At 65.2% G+C, this 15021-nt stretch carries 16 protein-coding genes; 9 read left to right on the top strand and 7 right to left on the bottom strand.

Going from position 1 to position 15021, the window contains the following annotated elements:
• Nucleotides 1–3: 3 nt before the first annotated feature.
• From TX80_RS03835 to TX80_RS03815, 5 genes are all read right to left on the bottom strand, one after another.
• Nucleotides 4–1611 (bottom strand): ABC transporter permease, encoded by a 1608-nt coding sequence (locus tag TX80_RS03835; RefSeq protein WP_049921554.1) that lies wholly within the window; start codon nucleotides 1609–1611, stop codon nucleotides 4–6.
• Nucleotides 1608–2768, bottom strand: a complete 1161-nt coding sequence (locus TX80_RS03830; protein ID WP_049921553.1) for an extracellular solute-binding protein — start codon at nucleotides 2766–2768, stop codon at nucleotides 1608–1610. Before TX80_RS03830 ends, TX80_RS03835 begins: the two co-directional genes overlap by 4 nt.
• A 52-nt stretch (nucleotides 2769–2820) precedes the next feature.
• Entirely contained in the window at nucleotides 2821–3987 is a 1167-nt protein-coding gene (locus TX80_RS03825; RefSeq protein WP_049921551.1) for an alpha-1 4-glucan-protein synthase, read from the bottom strand.
• A gap of 7 nt (nucleotides 3988–3994) precedes the next feature.
• A complete protein-coding gene (locus TX80_RS03820) occupies nucleotides 3995–5170 on the bottom strand; it encodes a lysylphosphatidylglycerol synthase transmembrane domain-containing protein (protein ID WP_049921550.1) in 1176 nt (391 codons plus the stop codon).
• A 104-nt stretch (nucleotides 5171–5274) separates the two neighbouring features.
• The gene (locus tag TX80_RS03815) at nucleotides 5275–6204 is read right to left on the bottom strand and encodes an NAD-dependent epimerase/dehydratase family protein (RefSeq protein ID WP_049921549.1); all 930 of its coding nucleotides are present in this window, start codon (nucleotides 6202–6204) and stop codon (nucleotides 5275–5277) included.
• A 287-nt stretch (nucleotides 6205–6491) separates the two neighbouring features.
• Between TX80_RS03815 and thsB the strand changes: the two genes are divergently transcribed.
• From thsB to TX80_RS03805, 3 genes are all read left to right on the top strand, one after another.
• On the top strand, nucleotides 6492–8144 hold the full coding sequence (thsB, locus tag TX80_RS03810) for a thermosome subunit beta (RefSeq protein WP_049921548.1): 1653 nt from the start codon (nucleotides 6492–6494) through the stop codon (nucleotides 8142–8144).
• Between the two features lie 183 nt (nucleotides 8145–8327).
• A complete protein-coding gene (locus tag TX80_RS19310; protein WP_195893031.1) occupies nucleotides 8328–8468 on the top strand; it encodes a hypothetical protein in 141 nt (46 codons plus the stop codon).
• Nucleotides 8469–8529: 61 nt separating this feature from the next.
• Nucleotides 8530–9876, top strand: coding sequence for an ABC transporter substrate-binding protein (locus TX80_RS03805; RefSeq protein ID WP_049921547.1), 1347 nt, complete (start codon nucleotides 8530–8532; stop codon nucleotides 9874–9876).
• A gap of 36 nt (nucleotides 9877–9912) precedes the next feature.
• Here the strand turns inward: TX80_RS03805 and TX80_RS03800 are convergent, their stop codons facing one another.
• Complete coding sequence (locus tag TX80_RS03800) at nucleotides 9913–10215, bottom strand: amphi-Trp domain-containing protein (protein WP_049921546.1); 303 nt, start codon at nucleotides 10213–10215, stop codon at nucleotides 9913–9915.
• A gap of 113 nt (nucleotides 10216–10328) precedes the next feature.
• Here TX80_RS03800 and TX80_RS03795 point away from each other — a divergent pair, with 113 nt between their 5' ends.
• From TX80_RS03795 to TX80_RS03775, 5 genes are all read left to right on the top strand, one after another.
• Nucleotides 10329–10619, top strand: coding sequence for an ArsR/SmtB family transcription factor (locus TX80_RS03795; protein WP_049921544.1), 291 nt, complete (start codon nucleotides 10329–10331; stop codon nucleotides 10617–10619).
• A 110-nt stretch (nucleotides 10620–10729) separates the two neighbouring features.
• On the top strand, nucleotides 10730–11833 hold the full coding sequence (locus TX80_RS03790) for a sodium:calcium antiporter (RefSeq protein ID WP_049921542.1): 1104 nt from the start codon (nucleotides 10730–10732) through the stop codon (nucleotides 11831–11833).
• A gap of 211 nt (nucleotides 11834–12044) precedes the next feature.
• On the top strand, nucleotides 12045–12491 hold the full coding sequence (locus tag TX80_RS03785; RefSeq protein ID WP_049921541.1) for a hypothetical protein: 447 nt from the start codon (nucleotides 12045–12047) through the stop codon (nucleotides 12489–12491).
• A gap of 5 nt (nucleotides 12492–12496) precedes the next feature.
• A complete protein-coding gene (locus TX80_RS03780; RefSeq protein ID WP_049921539.1) occupies nucleotides 12497–12766 on the top strand; it encodes a hypothetical protein in 270 nt (89 codons plus the stop codon).
• A gap of 91 nt (nucleotides 12767–12857) precedes the next feature.
• A complete protein-coding gene (locus TX80_RS03775; protein WP_049921538.1) occupies nucleotides 12858–13976 on the top strand; it encodes a sodium:calcium antiporter in 1119 nt (372 codons plus the stop codon).
• A 40-nt stretch (nucleotides 13977–14016) separates the two neighbouring features.
• Here the strand turns inward: TX80_RS03775 and lrp are convergent, their stop codons facing one another.
• A complete protein-coding gene (gene lrp, locus TX80_RS03770; protein WP_049921537.1) occupies nucleotides 14017–14481 on the bottom strand; it encodes an HTH-type transcriptional regulator Lrp in 465 nt (154 codons plus the stop codon).
• Nucleotides 14482–14607: 126 nt separating this feature from the next.
• On the opposite strand from lrp, the gene TX80_RS03765 reads away from it, so the two are divergent.
• The coding region (locus tag TX80_RS03765; RefSeq protein WP_195893030.1) for a glutamine synthetase beta-grasp domain-containing protein at nucleotides 14608–15021 on the top strand (414 nt) is incomplete at its 3' end.

Here is a 15021-nt window from a genome sequence, read left to right as displayed (position 1 = left end):
GGCTCATCGTCCCTCCTGTGCGAGCATCACGGCCATCGACAGGCCGGAGACGACGACGAGGACGAGCGCCGGGACCGCCGCCTGCCCGTAGAGGCCGGCCTCCTCGACCCGCCAGATGTAGGTCACGAGCGTTTCGAACCCCAGCGGACGCAACAGCAGGGTCGCGGGCAGTTCCTTCATCGTCGTGAGAAACACCAGCGCAGCGCCGGCCGCCACTCCCGGCAGGATCAGCGGCAGCGTCACCGCCCGAAAAGTGCGCAGGCGCGACCGGCCGAGCGTGCGTGACGCTTCGACGAGCCGGCGATCGACCTGTAGCGTCGACGTTCGGATCGAGCCGATCGCCTGTGGCATGAACCGAACGACGTAGGCGAAAACGAGCAACGGCACCGTCTTGTAGATCGCCGGCAACACGTCGAGGCTGAAACTGAGCAACGCGATCGCCAGCACGATCCCCGGCGTCGCGTAGCCGATGTACGGCGCGCGGTCGGCCAGCGCCGCCAGCCGCGAGTCGGACGTCGCCGAGACGATCGCGATCGGCAAGGCGACGAGGATCGAAGCGGCCGCGGCAAGCAATGCGACGTACGCCGAATTGATCCCGTACTCCCAGTCGAAGGCCAGTCGGCTGCCCTGATAGCCGGGACCGCCCGAGACGAGCCACATTCCGAAGATGGCGATCGGTAGCACGATCGCCACTAGGGCGACGGCCGTCGGGAGCAACAGCGCAAGGTATCGCCAGCGCCCGAGACCGAGGTCGGCAGTCCCGCGATGGCCGCCGCTTTCGTAGGCACCCGAATCGTCGGCGCCGATCCGGGACTCGATCGCGAGGATGATCACCGTCACGGTCAACAACTGCAACGACAGCAACGCGGCGTACCCGCGGTCGAATGCGTGGTACCGGGCGTAGATGTACTGGGTGAACACCTCGACCCGCATGATGTTCGGCGTCCCGAAGTCAGCGAGCGCGTACAGCGCGACCAGCAACGCGCCGGCGGTGATCCCCGGGAGGATCTGCGGGAGCGTAACGCGTCGAAACGCCTCCCACCGGCCGGAGTTGAGCGTCCGCGCGGCCTCCACGAGCGACCCGTCGAGCGAGAGCAACGACGCCCGGGTCGTCAGGAACACGTACGGGTAGGTATACAGCGTCAACACGAACGCCGCACCGGCGAACCCGTACACTGACGGGAGCGATTCGACGCCGAGCGGTTCCAGAAGATCGGCGAGTTCGCCCTGTGGACCGAACGCCGAGACGAACGCGAACGCGCCGAGATAGCTCGGGACCGCGAGCGGTAACGCGGCCAACACCGTCCAAAACCGGGGAAACGGGACGTCCCCCTGAACCGTCAAAAGCGCGAGCGGAACGCCGAGAACCACGCTCGCGCCGGTGACGACCGCGACGAGAGCGACGCTACGGACCAACACGTCGAGGGTGCGCGGAGCGACGGCTAACTCGAGCGCCCGGCCTCCGAGCGCGACGGCGTCGACGACCAACCAGGCGAGGGGGAGTACCAATGCGGCTGCGATGGCTGCGGCGAGCAGGCTGAGACCGACGTCGACGACACTGTCGCCGCCGTCACCGTCGGTCGCATCCGCGATCCGCCGTCGGATCGTCATCCCGACACGCCGGCCTCGTCCATCAGCTTCAGGGTCGGTTCGAGGTTCGCTAGCTCCGCGAGGTCGATGTCCGGCGGACTCAGCTCGTCGATCGACGGCAGGCCGCCGACCGGGTTGACGCCCTCGATCATCGGGTAGGCGAAGCTCCGCGTCGCGAAGTACTCCTGTGCTTCCGCGGACAGCAGGTGGCGAACGAAATCGTCGACCAGTTCGCCCCGCTGGGTGCCCTTGATTTTCAGCGCACCGGCGGTGTTGATCAACGCCCCGGCGTCGCCTTCGGTGAACGCCAGGTCGATCGGCGCGTCGGGGTGTTGGTTCTTGACGCGCATCGCGTAGTAGTGATTGGCGAATCCGGCACCCAGAGAGCCGTTGGCAACCGACTGGGAAACGACGTATTCGTTGGCGTGTTGTTCGGTACCGGCCTCCCGCATGTCGACCAGCCACTGCCGGGTCTCGTCTTCGCCCCGGAGCAGGCGCATGGCCGTTACGAACGACTTGAACGCGCCGTAGGTCGGTGCCCATCCCATCGTCCCCTGGAGATCGCCCGTTTCCGGGAACTCCTGGACGGTGGTGGGAATATCCGACGCACTCAGCTGTTCAGTGTTGTACGGGACGGCGCGTGCACGACCAGCGACGCCCGCCCAGGCGTTGTCGTCGCCGACGAACTGATCGTTTGCAACCGTGTCGACGGTCTCGTCCGACAGCGGTTCGTAGGCGTCGTTTTCGGCCACATATCCGAGCGAACTGGCGTCGATCGACCAGAACACGTCGGCCTGTGCCGCCCCGGCGTCGACCTCCTCGACGATCGTCTGGGCAAGCGACGCCGAGTCGGTATCGTGGGGGTGGACCTCGAAGTCGGGGTAGAACTCCTGCAGCATCTCGACGAAATCGTAATAGATGCCGCCTTCGCCACCGCCGATATAGAGCGCGAGGTCGCCAGAGAGGTCGGGAAGGTCTTCGATCGAGGGTCCCTCCGGTGCGGGGCGGCCGTCCGCCAGCGCCCCGGAGCCCCGAAACTCCGAGAGCGCCGGAATCTCGGCGTCTTGATCGTCACCGAACAGCCCCAGACAGCCCGAGAGCGACGCAACGCCGAACGCGGACCCGAGCCGCAGCGCGTTCCGCCGTGAAAACGTATGGACACCACTGTCGTCGTTCATATCTTGTTTAGGCAAACCTAAAAACTTATAATTGACGATTTGAGCGGCGAGATTACGATGGTTTTGTTACTTTTCTATTGTCTTGAGATTGTATTTTAGACAAACACTCGAGCCAATCTAGCATATGGTCGCCGACGTAGTTGAAGAACGCACCGTTGTTGTACGCCTCCCAGTCACCGCGGGCGAGTTCCCGCCCCATCGCCTCGAAGACCTCGGCGTAGGTGTCGGCGTCGGAGCCGACGTCGTCGATGACACGCCAGAGGTGTTCGTTGAGCTCGAGACCCGGAACCTCGTTGTTGAGGTCGTCGAAGGTGCTCCGCGGGGCCTTGTTGTGCTCACACAACGGGTCGCCGTTATAGATGCGCTTGCCCAGGACGTCACAGGCTCGCTTGAGAAAGACGCCCGACCAGATGTCGTCGAAGCGGCCGACCTCCCACTCGTTGTCGTCCATCGGCAACTGGTAGAAGGCGGGAATTACCTCCCGGCGGAAGGCGAGATTCATCGAGCAGACGGTGAGGTAGTTGCCCCGCGCGGCGACGAAATCGTCGCCGAAGTCGTCCCGCGACGTTCGGGTCTGGGCCTGTCCCTCGAGATCGCCGTCCATGAGGATGCGCACGGCGTCCAGATCGGGAACGTTGGTCCACAGCCCTTGCGAGGCGACGACCTCGCCGGCGGCGATCTCTGTCGTTCCGGTCTCGACCGTCTCGTCCATCGCGGAGTAGGGATACCCGCGCGGGTAGAGGCCGTGTTCGTCGGCGTTCTGATAGAGGACGTTGACCCAGTTCTCGTCGGAAGAGACCGATTCTATCTCGCCCGCGAACCCGAGGTTCTCCATGTGCGTGCCGAAGAAGTCCACATCCGAATGCGGCAGCGTGTCGTCGTCGATGAAAAAGCCGTAGTCGAACTCGTCGTTGGCCCACATATACAGCAGGCCGAAACTCGTCTCGGCGTGACTGGCTGCCGGAACGACGTGGCCGTACTCCGCGATCCCGTGGTCGGCGTACCACTCCTCGCGCCGACTCCCGTCGAAGACTTCGCCGGAGACGCCTTCCTCCTCGAGCATCCGTTCCATCGCGTCGGTCTCACAGAAGTCCTCGGTCACGAGGACGACGTGGAGTCGCGAGAGATCGAACCCGTGCTCGCGGGCGTTCTCGAAGTACGAGCGCATGCACTCGTACTCCCTGATCGTCGGAACGATAACGCAGATATCCTGACTCATTGCTCCGCTATCTTTTAGGCGAACCTAAAAAGTTGCCGGTATCCCGTGCGGTTCGTGATTCCTCGGCTGCGTCGGACAGCGAGATGCCAAGCGCCGTGACCGCGCCGGCACCGCCGACCAGCGTTACTCCGTTTTTCAGCGCGTGATCGACGATCGCGGCCGCGAGCGCGGTGCTCGGGCCGACCGGGGTGAGACCGACGACGAGCGCCGTAAAGGCAGCCTCGTAGAGGCCGACGCCTCCCTGTGAGAGCGGCAACACCTTCGCGAGATTGCCGACGCTGACTGCGAGGGTCCCGACCGCGAGGGAGGAGCCGAACGTGAGTCCGCTTTCCAGCGCCGCGAGTACGAGCACCGCGGTGAGCACGTCGAGCGTCCAGACGAGCAGGCTCGTTCCGCCGATCGACGCCAGCGCCCGCGGCTGACGAGCGACCAGTTGTACGTCCCCGACGAACCCGAGGACGGATTCGAGGAGGGCCTCGAGTCGGGGCGAACCGTCGGCGAACGCCCGGAGTCGCGTCCCGAGTCCGTGATCGATACGCGCGGACGTTACCACGACGACCCCGACGCCGACGGTCGCGGTACTGACGACCGCGGCCGCGATGAAGGCGGTTCGTGCACCCCCCGTTTCGGCGGCGATCCGGAGCGGAGTCGCGTCGCCCCCCACGACGAGCCACGCCGTCGCCGCCCCGGCCAGCACCGCGATCGTCGCCAGATCGAACACTCGCTCGACGGCCAGCGACGCAAACCCCGCGGTGTAGGGTACCGCTCGAGTATTGACGACGTACGCGCGGACGGCGTCGCCGATCCGCGCCGGGATCGCGAGGTTCGCCGTCTGGCTTACGAAAACCGCAAGCGTGAGAAACGCCGTTCCGTTGCGATGGCCCATCGTGGTCAGCACGTCCCGGTATCGACGGCCCCGGAGCGGCCACGAGATGGCGTAGACGGCGACGGCGGCCGCCACGAAAAGCGGATCGGCGCTCGAGACCTCGGCGGCGACGGCCCGACCGTCGACCTCCCGGACGGCGACGATCAGGCCGAGTATCACGAGTATCGTCCCCCCGATGGTCAGTCGCCGTCGGGTCAGGACCCCGGCGAATCCGCCCGTTGGTTCCGCGTCGGCGTTCGCCGGAGCCGATCGGTCACCGGCTTCCCCCGACCCCGATCGTCCACCCCCATCGCTCATGTGCGAGGCCTCTCGCCCCAGATATTTAAGCCCACCTAAAACACGGCGTGGCGGCAACGACGAACGTTCTCCCGGCCGGTTTCGTTAGTCATCTGACGTTCCGATCAGCGCAGTTCGTCGCGGATCTCGCGGGTCGCTCGTCGCACGGCCTCGTCGCTGGACAGCGACGGCTCCCACCCTACCGCCGAGAGCTTCTCGATCGAAAGGCGCATCTTCGGTACGTCGCCGGTCCAGCCGCGTTCGCCGCCGGTGTACTCGCGGTCGGGATCGGCGTCCAGTTCGTCGGCGACGATGGTGGCGATCCGATCGACCGACGTCGTCGTGCGCGTCCCGAGGTTGTAGGTGTTCATCGCGTCGTCGGCGTGGGCAACGACGTGAAGCATGGCGTCGAGACAGTCCTCGACGTGCAGGTAGGACTTTTCCTGTCGGCCATCCCCGAGGATGGTGAGGCTGTCGGAGGTGGCCTGCAGCTTCTCGATGAAGTCCGGAATCACCGCGCCGCGAAGGCGCGGGCCGACGACGTTCGCAAACCGGAAGTTCCAGACCGTCAGCCCGTGGCTGTGAGCGCGCGCCGAAAGCAGCGCCTCGTCGGCGAGTTTGCTCGCGCCGTAGGCGCTGATCGGTTCGAGCGGGGCGTAATCCTCCGGCGTCGGCCGCGGCGCTTCCCCGTAGACCGTCGAGGATGACGTGTAGGCCAGTTCGGAGACGTCCGCGTCGGCCATCGCCTCGAGCAGGTTACGGGTCATCCGCGTGTTGTCGTCGAACTGACCGTGGGGCCGATCCGTATCGACGTGTTTCGACGCCGCCAAATGGAAGACGAGATCGACGTCGGTGAGGTGGCCCTCGAGGGCACCGGCGGTCGTGAGATCGGCCTCGACGAAGGCAGCCCCGTCGGGGACGCGATCGCGGTCCCCGTTCGATAGATCGTCGACGACGGTCACGTCGGCCCCGTCCACACACAGGCGTTCGGCGAGATGCGAGCCGACGAACCCCGCGCCGCCGGTCACCAGTACGCGTCGATTCGAGAGCGTCATACCCGACGGTTCACGGAGACGGGATTAATCCTGTCGGCTTTGCACGAAGCTGCGCTCGAGCTGGTTCCCGACGCGGAAACCGTGATCGTACTTAAAAATGACGGGTATTCCCGTGCTCCGAACCGTCCGTACGGGTGGTACTCGTTCCCACCGTCTGATCCGAATACCCGCGCATTACCGTAGTTTTCCGCCCATCCGATCGTTCTGGGGGGTTCGGGCAGTGGGACACGTAGCGGTACTTTTATGTAGAAGGACAATCAATGGTTCGGCTGACTATGAGCCAGCGAATGCAGCAGGGACAGCCGATGATCGTAATGAGCGAGGAGTCCCAGCGCGTCAAGGACAAGGACGCGCAGGATTACAACATCAGCGCGGCCCGTGCAGTCGCCGAGGCCGTCCGCTCCACCCTCGGTCCGAAGGGGATGGACAAGATGCTCGTCGACTCGATGGGATCGGTCACCATCACGAACGACGGCGTCACCATCCTGCAGGAGATGGACATCGACAACCCGACGGCCGAGATGATCATCGAGGTCGCCGAGACACAGGAAGACGAGGCCGGCGACGGCACCACGACGGCCGTCGCGATCGCCGGTGAACTCCTCAAGAACGCCGAGGAGCTCCTCGAACAGGACATTCACCCGACGGCGATCATCAAGGGCTTCCACATGGCCAGCGAGCAGGCCCGCGAGGAGATCGACGACATCGCGCAGGACGTCGACACCGAGGACGAACAGCTCCTGCGCTCGGTCGCCGAGACCTCGATGACCGGCAAGGGCACCGAGGTCAACAAGGAGCACCTCTCCCAGCTTATCGTCGAGGCCGTCCGACAGGTCACCGTCGAGGACGAGAACGGCGAGAACGTCGTCGACCTCGAGTTCCTCAACATCGAGACCCAGACCGGCCGCGGCGTCGGCGAGTCCGACCTGCTCGAGGGCGGCATCGTGGACAAAGACCCCGTCCACGACAACATGCCCCGCTCGGCCGAGGACGCCGACATCCTGCTGCTGAACGAGGCCATCGAGGTCGAGGAGACCGACATCGACACCGAGGTTTCGGTCACCGACCCGGACCAGCTCCAGCAGTTCCTCGACCGCGAGGAGAAACAGCTCCGCGAGAAGGTCGACCACATCGCCGACCTCGGTGCGGACGTCGTCTTCTGCCAGAAGGGCATCGACGACCTCGCACAGCACTACCTCGCCAAGGAAGGCATCCTCGCCGTCCGCCGCGCCAAGAAGTCCGACCTCGAGTTCCTCTCGGAGGTCGTCGGCGCGTCGGTCGTCTCCGACCTCGAGGGCGCAAGCGAGGACGACCTCGGCTTCGGTGACGTCACCCGCGACGAGGAAGACGAACTGTTCTACGTCGAAGGCGAGGACGCCCACGGCGTCACCCTCCTGCTGCGCGGCTCGACCGACCACGTCGTCGACGAACTCGAGCGCGGCGTCAACGACGCGCTCGACGTCGTCGCCCAGACCGTCTCCGACGGCCGCGTGCTGGCCGGCGGCGGTGCGATCGAGGTCGAACTCGCCTCGCGGCTGCGCGACTACGCCGACAGCGTTTCGGGTCGCGAACAGCTGGCCGTCGAGGCCTTCGCCGACTCGCTCGAGCTCGTCCCGCGCGTGCTCGCCGAGAACGCCGGCCTCGACTCCATCGACACGCTCGTGGACCTGCGTGCGGCTCACGACGAGGACGACGTCACGGCTGGCCTGAACGTCTTCACGAACGACGTCGAGGACACCTTCGAGGCCGGCGTCGTCGAACCGGCCCACGCCAAAGAGCAGGCCGTCACCTCCGCATCCGAAGCCGCCAACCTCGTGCTCAAAATCGACGACATCATCTCCGCCGGCGACCTCTCGACCGACAAGGGCGAAGAGGAAGAAGGCGGAGCGCCCGGCGGCGGCATGGGCGGCATGGGCGGCGGCATGGGCGGCATGATGTAACGCCGGCTGCCAGCCCCACCACACTGGCCGCTTCCGACTCGAATCGCCCGTTCGACGATCCGAATTTTTGCTGCAGTCGACCTCGAGTGGCGACGCTTGGCTGCCCCGCTACGGTCAGCGCTCGTGACTCACCCGATAGACGACACACAAATGACCTATTTGCGCGGCCGCCGTACCACGAGCATGACCTATCGAACGACGTTCGGCTGGTCGCTGTTTACGACGGGGATCGTCACGCTCGTCCTGAAGGTATTGCCGGGCGATTCGCTGTGGTGGGGCCTCGGGTTTCTCGTTCTCGGAGCGACGGTCCTGTACGTCCGGTGACCGTCGACGAGTTTCGGAGGCGGCTTCGACTTTATGCGACTGGGTGTGGGACGATGAACCGATGGACATCCGGGAGTTCCCCGTCCTCACCGACGAGGACCAGCGGCTGGTCGACCGGCTCTCGACGGGACTCGGCGAGGACGCCGCGCGGGTTCTCGCCTACTTGCTGGGACGGCTCGAGGCCGACGCGTTCGATCGAACGGCGACCCTGACCGCGATCCACATCGGGACCGGACTCAGCAGAACCGCCACGCGGGAGTGTCTGCGTCGACTCGAGCGAACGGCGGTGATCGATCGAACGACCGTCGAGACGGCGACGCCGGGCCGGCCGCCGACCGCCTGGCACGCGGTCGCTCCGCGGGAGGAAACGATACGGCGCGTTGACAACTGGCACGCAACGCGGCTCCTCCAGCAGGGACTCCGCTTCGACGAACCGGGCGACGAAGGGCCTGTACCGACCGACGGGCAGGCCGACGGCGACCGCGAGACGCGAGGCGACGAGCGCCGATCGAACCCCACCAGCAAAGCGGATCCGGCTGGCGATCGGATCACCGTCGGCCTCAACTGGCGACCGAACGGGTTCCACCTGCCGCTGTTTGCCGCCGAAACGGACGGCTCCGCGGCGGAGACTCCCATCGACTTCCGGACCTACGCCGGCTCGAGTGCCGCCGCACGGGCCGTCGCGGAAAGCGACGTCGACGTCGGCGTCGCGGGAGCGGCGACGGTGCTTTACGAACGCGCTCGCGGGCTGGCGATCGTCCCGGTCGCCGTCCTCCTGCAGCGGTCGACGGTCGTCCTCTACACGACCCGGGAGGCGTTCGGCGAACCTTTCGAGGGCATCGAACAACTCCGGGGACGGCGGCTCGGAACGCCACACGCGACGGAGACGGCGTTGCTCGGTCGGCTCCTGCTCGAGCAGGCCGACGTCGGCGACGCCGTCGAGGTCGTCGAACTGGACGGCGAAGAACGGGACGCGCTCCGGGCGGGCACCGTCGACGTCGTGACCGGGATGGTCCCGGACGCTCGACGGTTGGCTCGGGACGGGCACTCGGTTGATGTCGTTTCCCTCGCCGATCAGTACCCGGCCTACGGACAGACGCTGATCACGACGCGGGAAGCAGTACAGCGCGACCGCGATCGGTCGCGACTCGAGCGGTTCCTCGCCGCGACGACGGCTGGGTGGGCGACGGCGACGCGTGCGCCGGCCGCGGCGGATGCGGCGGTCTCGGCGATCGCGGCTCGATCGAACGAGTCCCCCGAGCGGGTCGTCCGGACGTTCCGACTGGCAAGCGAGCGGTTCGGGAGCAGCGACGCCGTTCGGAAACGGGGGTGGGGGTGGCACACTCCCGACGACTGGCATGCCCTCCGCGCCGCGCTCGCACAGGGTGGTGTGCTCGCCGTCGAGTAACGTGGCTGCGGCCGACGGCGACGCGAGACGATCGCTCTATCGCACCGACAGGTCCGACTGGCCGTCCGGCTCCTCGAACTCGAGTTCGATCTCGAGTTCCCGGTCGCGCCGTTTCGTGAACTCGATCTCGACCTCGATCGGCTCGCGGTACTCGAACGGGATCTCCCACTCCGAACCGGCGATCGTGATCGTCGTATCGGCCTCGATCCGGTCGGCGAGCGTTCGGAGAAACGCCGCGGTTTCCTCCCGGGAGAGATACACCTCCCGCTCGAAAACCCCGTCCGTGATCGTTCGGCGCTCCCGAGTCCTGTCTTCCGGGACGTTGACTCTGTCCGTCATAAGCCAACGTTTGACACAGGTGGTGTTAAAAGTACATCAGCAGTCACTAACGCCGGACGCGCAATGGCGACCCCGTCGAAATCCTTCTTGGGAGCGACGGCGAAGACGCCCCCATGTCGCTCATCGCGGCGCTGGGAAACGGGACGCGACTCGAGATCCTTCACGAACTCTCCCGCGAGCCGAAGTACGTCTCGCAACTCGCGGAGGCGACCGGGACGGACGGCAAAACCGCTGCCCACCATCTCTCGACGCTCGAGGACGCCGGGCTAGTCGAGTGGTACATGCGGGGTAACCGGAAGTACTACGAACTGACCGCAGCCATCGAGTTACGGATCGCTCCGCCGCCGGAACGGACGTTCGTGTTACAGGCGGACCCGGTCGACGACGAGCCGAGTCGCTCGTGATCGAACGCGGCCGACCGAAGCGAGTCGCGGGAACCGCCGTGTATACTCCTCCCACGGAATCGTATGCACGGCTTGATGGTTATATGGTACCTGTTCACGTTCGAGGTGGCATGGTGGAAGCCCTCATCGAGGCGTTCGTCGAGGACCGGGGGATGTGGCTGGCGTACGTACTCCTGCTCGTCGGCGCTGTCGTTTTGACCTACAGCGTCGAGAAACTCATCAGCTACCTCACGCGGGCGGCCCTCGGTCTCGGGGTGTCGATATTCGGGCTGGCGATCGTCTTTACCGGCTTCGAGTTCGACGACACAGCCGTCGCGCTCGTGTTCGGTGCCGGCGGCCTCGAGCAGGTGGCGCTGGGGACCGCACTGGGAACCGCGCTCGCGATTACTGGGATCACACTGGCTGCGGCGGCCGTCTACAAACCGTTCCCGGTCGAGATCCCGCGTGACTATCTGCTTCTCCTCGTGGTGTCACCGCTGGGGCTGCTCCCGTTCGTCTTCGTCGGCACGCTCACGTTCGGCCACGGGCTTGCACTGACCGCGGTCTTCGTCGGCCTCTTCGGCTATATCATCTCCCGGGAGTTTCGGCGGGACGTCCCCGTTTTCAGGGACTCGGAGATCGCGGCACGGATCGAGGCCGACGGCGGCGTCCCGATCGACGAACTCAGTATCGGCGACGTCGATAACCGGGCGGTCCTCGAGGACATCCCGGAAGACGCGTTCGTCGCAGGTCGCGCGTACGAAGGGGCCCTCTGGATCGGACTGTCGCTGGTCGCACTGCTCGGCCTCGTCGCGGGGTCGATCCTCCTCGAGACGAGTTCGGCGGTGATCGCCGAGACCTGGGGGATCGAACACACCGTCTTCGGCGCGACGATCCTGACGATCGTGTTGACGTTCGAAAACCTGCTGTTGACGCTCGAACCGGTACGCAGGGGCGTCCCGGAGATCGGCATCGGACACGTCATCGGTAGCGTGATCTTCTCGGTTACCGCGAACGTCGGGGTTATCGCGTTCGTCGCCGACGTCGTCGTCCCCCGGGACGTGCTCGTCTTTCACCTTCCCGCGGTGATCCTCCTGACTGCCGTCGCCGCATACGCGATTTCGACCGGACGGCTCCGGCGGCGACACGGCTACGCCCTCGCCGGACTCTACGTCGGCTACTGGCTCGTCGCCATCCTCGTCTTCGGCGGCGTCCCGATCCCTGACCCGCTCTGAGCTAGTCCGTCGGGAAACGGTACGCTTTCGGGTGGAAGTGACAGTCCCGGTACCGAAGACGTCATGGATATCGGCTCCTGTTCGCGTTTCTCGTACTGACAGTGGTTATCGCGTACGGAACCGCCCGGTTCGAGTCACCCACGGTCGAGCAACTCGCCCGGCGGACGGGCGTCACCGGGACCGCAGACTGGGTCGGTCTCTTCTCGTCCCCGTGTGGATCTCCCTCCCCGTTCTCGCCGGCGCGGGTATCGGCGACGGTGACCTGTGGGCCGTCGGAGGTGCCCTCTGTCTGATCGCCATCGCCTCGCTCGAGACGCACCGACTGGTCACTCGAGCGGCGTATCGACCGCCGGAACGCGTCTCGCCGACCGCCGACGGCGATCTCGTCGCCACCTCCGGGACCCCGACCCGGCCGGGCGATGTCGACGTTCGAACGCTGGTCACGGGTCGATCCGCCGTATACGTCGACTGGCTCGTCCAGCAGCGCCGGACGCTGGAGGGTCGACACGTCTGGGACAGCCTCGCAAGCGAGGTGCGCAGTACCGCTTTCACGTCCGGGGACGGCACGGTACGGCTCGACGACGACCGGCTTTGCGTGTTCTCGAGCGCGTCGGATCGCGTCTCGGCCGCCCCGGAGATGCGCTTCCCGACTCCGTAACCGAGTTGCTCCGGACCCGAACTGCGCTTCCCGATCCGGACGCCAGAGGGAAGCGACTCTCGATCAGCGAGGCGTTCGTTCCCGCGGACGAGCCGGTAACCGTCATCGGGACGCCACGCCGCGGTCGCGCTTCCGGATCCGGGACCATCGATCGAGCGGAAACGGCACTGCAAAAACGCGTTTCCGGCTGCGGCATCTTCGGGGGAATGTTGCTGCTCGGCGGACAGTCGATCGCGTTCGCACTGTCGTCGGCCTCCCTTTCGGCGTTGCTGTAGCGCCGAGACGATCCGTTCCTCAACGCGACGACCGATGGGTGTCGGACGCCACGGTCGGCGAACTAAGTGCCTGACCGTCGTGGCGGTACCTATGAGTGGGGCAGGACTCCCGATCGCGTTCTTTCTCGTCCTGTTTCTCCTTGGAGTCCTCCTCGTGATCTGGTGCGTGGAGGTGTTCATCGAAGCGGTCGCCCGGAGTGCGGTCTCGCTCGGTATCTCCGGGTTCTTTCTGGCAGTCTTGTTGGCCGGCGTCGATCTCGAGAACGCCGTGCTGGGGCTTACCGCCGCTTTCGTCGCGCTCCCCGACCTCGCGCTCGGGACGGTCTTCGGCGAATCGCTGTTCGTCCTCGCGGTCGGGGTCGGGGTCGCGGGCCTCGTGGCTCCCTTCGAGTCGGCCGTACCGCGGATCTACCTGCTCATGCTGTTGTTCGTCCCGATTCCGGCGTTTGCGATGTCACTCGGCGGAACGATCGACCTCCAGCAGGGGGTGCTCCTCGTCGCCGCGTTCGTGCCGCTGCTCGCAGCCATTTTCTGGTACGAACGTCGGTCGAGGACGGCGTACATGCGCTCCGAGGAGGTACAAGCGGCACTCGAGACGGATCGCAGGGACGACGGGACGGAACCGGTGGCCGATAGCACGACGGCATCCAGCACCGACGCAACCGAGGGGGAGACAGTGGGGACGGATCGTGACGACTCCGTGATCCCGACGCTTGCACTCGATTTCGATCTGGATGCAGACGAGTTCGTCCCCGATCTCGAGGAGCGAAGCGGGACGTTCGCTCTCGGCGTGGCGATTCTCTCGATCGTGGGACTAACTGCTGGCTCGTTGCTCACCGTGGCCAGCGCTGAGCGGCTTTTCGTCGCGTTCGGGATTTCGGGGCTTGCGTTCGGGGCGACGGTGTTGAGTTTCATCGCCTCGATCGAAGAACTGGCTCTCACCGTCGAACCGGTGCGAAAGGGACGGCCGCACCTCGCCGTCGGAAACGTCGTCGGAAGTACGGTCTTTTATATGACGGCGAACGTCGGCCTGATCGCGCTCCTCCATCCGGTCGATACCGGCGGAGCGGTACTCTCGGTCCACTGGCCGTTCTTCGCCGGTTGTCTGCTCGTCGTGACGGTAATGCTCGCGCGGAATCGCGTAACGCGCGGCGGCGGCGTCGTCCTCGTCGGGCTCTATGTTGCCTACTGGGTCGCCAACTACGCCTGAAAACGCGGCGAGCAAAACGGACGACCGGAACGGACCTCGATCAGGTATCCTCGCCGACCTCGAGTTCGAACTGTTCGTTCTCGGAGACGGCGTTGAGGACGACGCTCGTGTTGGAGGCCTTGATGTCGGGGTCCGTAAGGAGGGTTTTGATCTGTTCGTTCATCCCGTCGGTATCCCTGAACTTGCCGATGGCGATGACGTCGTAATCGCCGGTAACCTCGTAGACGCTGATCATCTGGCGGTGCTCGCGGAGCGTGTCCGTAATATCGGGCAGCGCGTTCCCTTCGACCTGAAGCTGGATGACGGCGGTGACGTCGTAGCCGACCGCGTCGTAATCGATACGGGGCGTGTAGCCCTCGATGACGCCTTGCTCTTCGAGATCGGAGAGATGATTCGAGACCGTCGTGACGGAGACGTCCAACTCTTCAGCAAGACTGCGGAGGCTCGCACGGCCGTCGCCGAGAAGCGCATTTACTAGTTTCGCATCGAGATTTTCGTACGTCATCGATTGCAACCACTCATCCCGGCCTTTAGAAATTTACGAATATACAATTTCAGAGCAGGGAGAGAAGAATTGCTCGGAGCAGCAGGGTTTTAGTAGCGTGGTTACTTGGATAGCACGACGAGAAAGATGACAAGCGGAAACATCTCTGATTCCGAACGGGCCGTTTTGGACGAGATCGAAGCGAAAGATATCGATTTCCTTCGACTACAGTTTACTGATATTTTGGGAACGGTAAAGAACGTCTCGGTTCCGGCCCGGCAGGCCGAGAAGGCCTTTTCGGAGGGGATTTACTTCGACGGGTCGTCGATCGAGGGGTTCGTACGGATTCAGGAGTCGGACATGCGGCTCGTCCCCGACCCGGACACCTTCGCGATCCTCCCGTGGCGGGAGCGCGAGGAAGGTGCCTCCGCCCGGATGATCTGTGACGTGTACGACACGTCGACGGGTGAGCCGTTCGAGGGCGACCCGCGGCGGGTGCTGAAAAACGCCCTCGAGCGGGCGCGGGAGATGGGGTATACGGTAAACGCCGCGCCGGAGCCA

It is taken from the genome of Halopiger djelfimassiliensis (assembly GCF_000455365.1).
Lineage (GTDB): Archaea > Halobacteriota > Halobacteria > Halobacteriales > Natrialbaceae > Halopiger_B > Halopiger_B djelfimassiliensis.
This window is presented reverse-complemented; position numbering and strand designations above follow the sequence as displayed.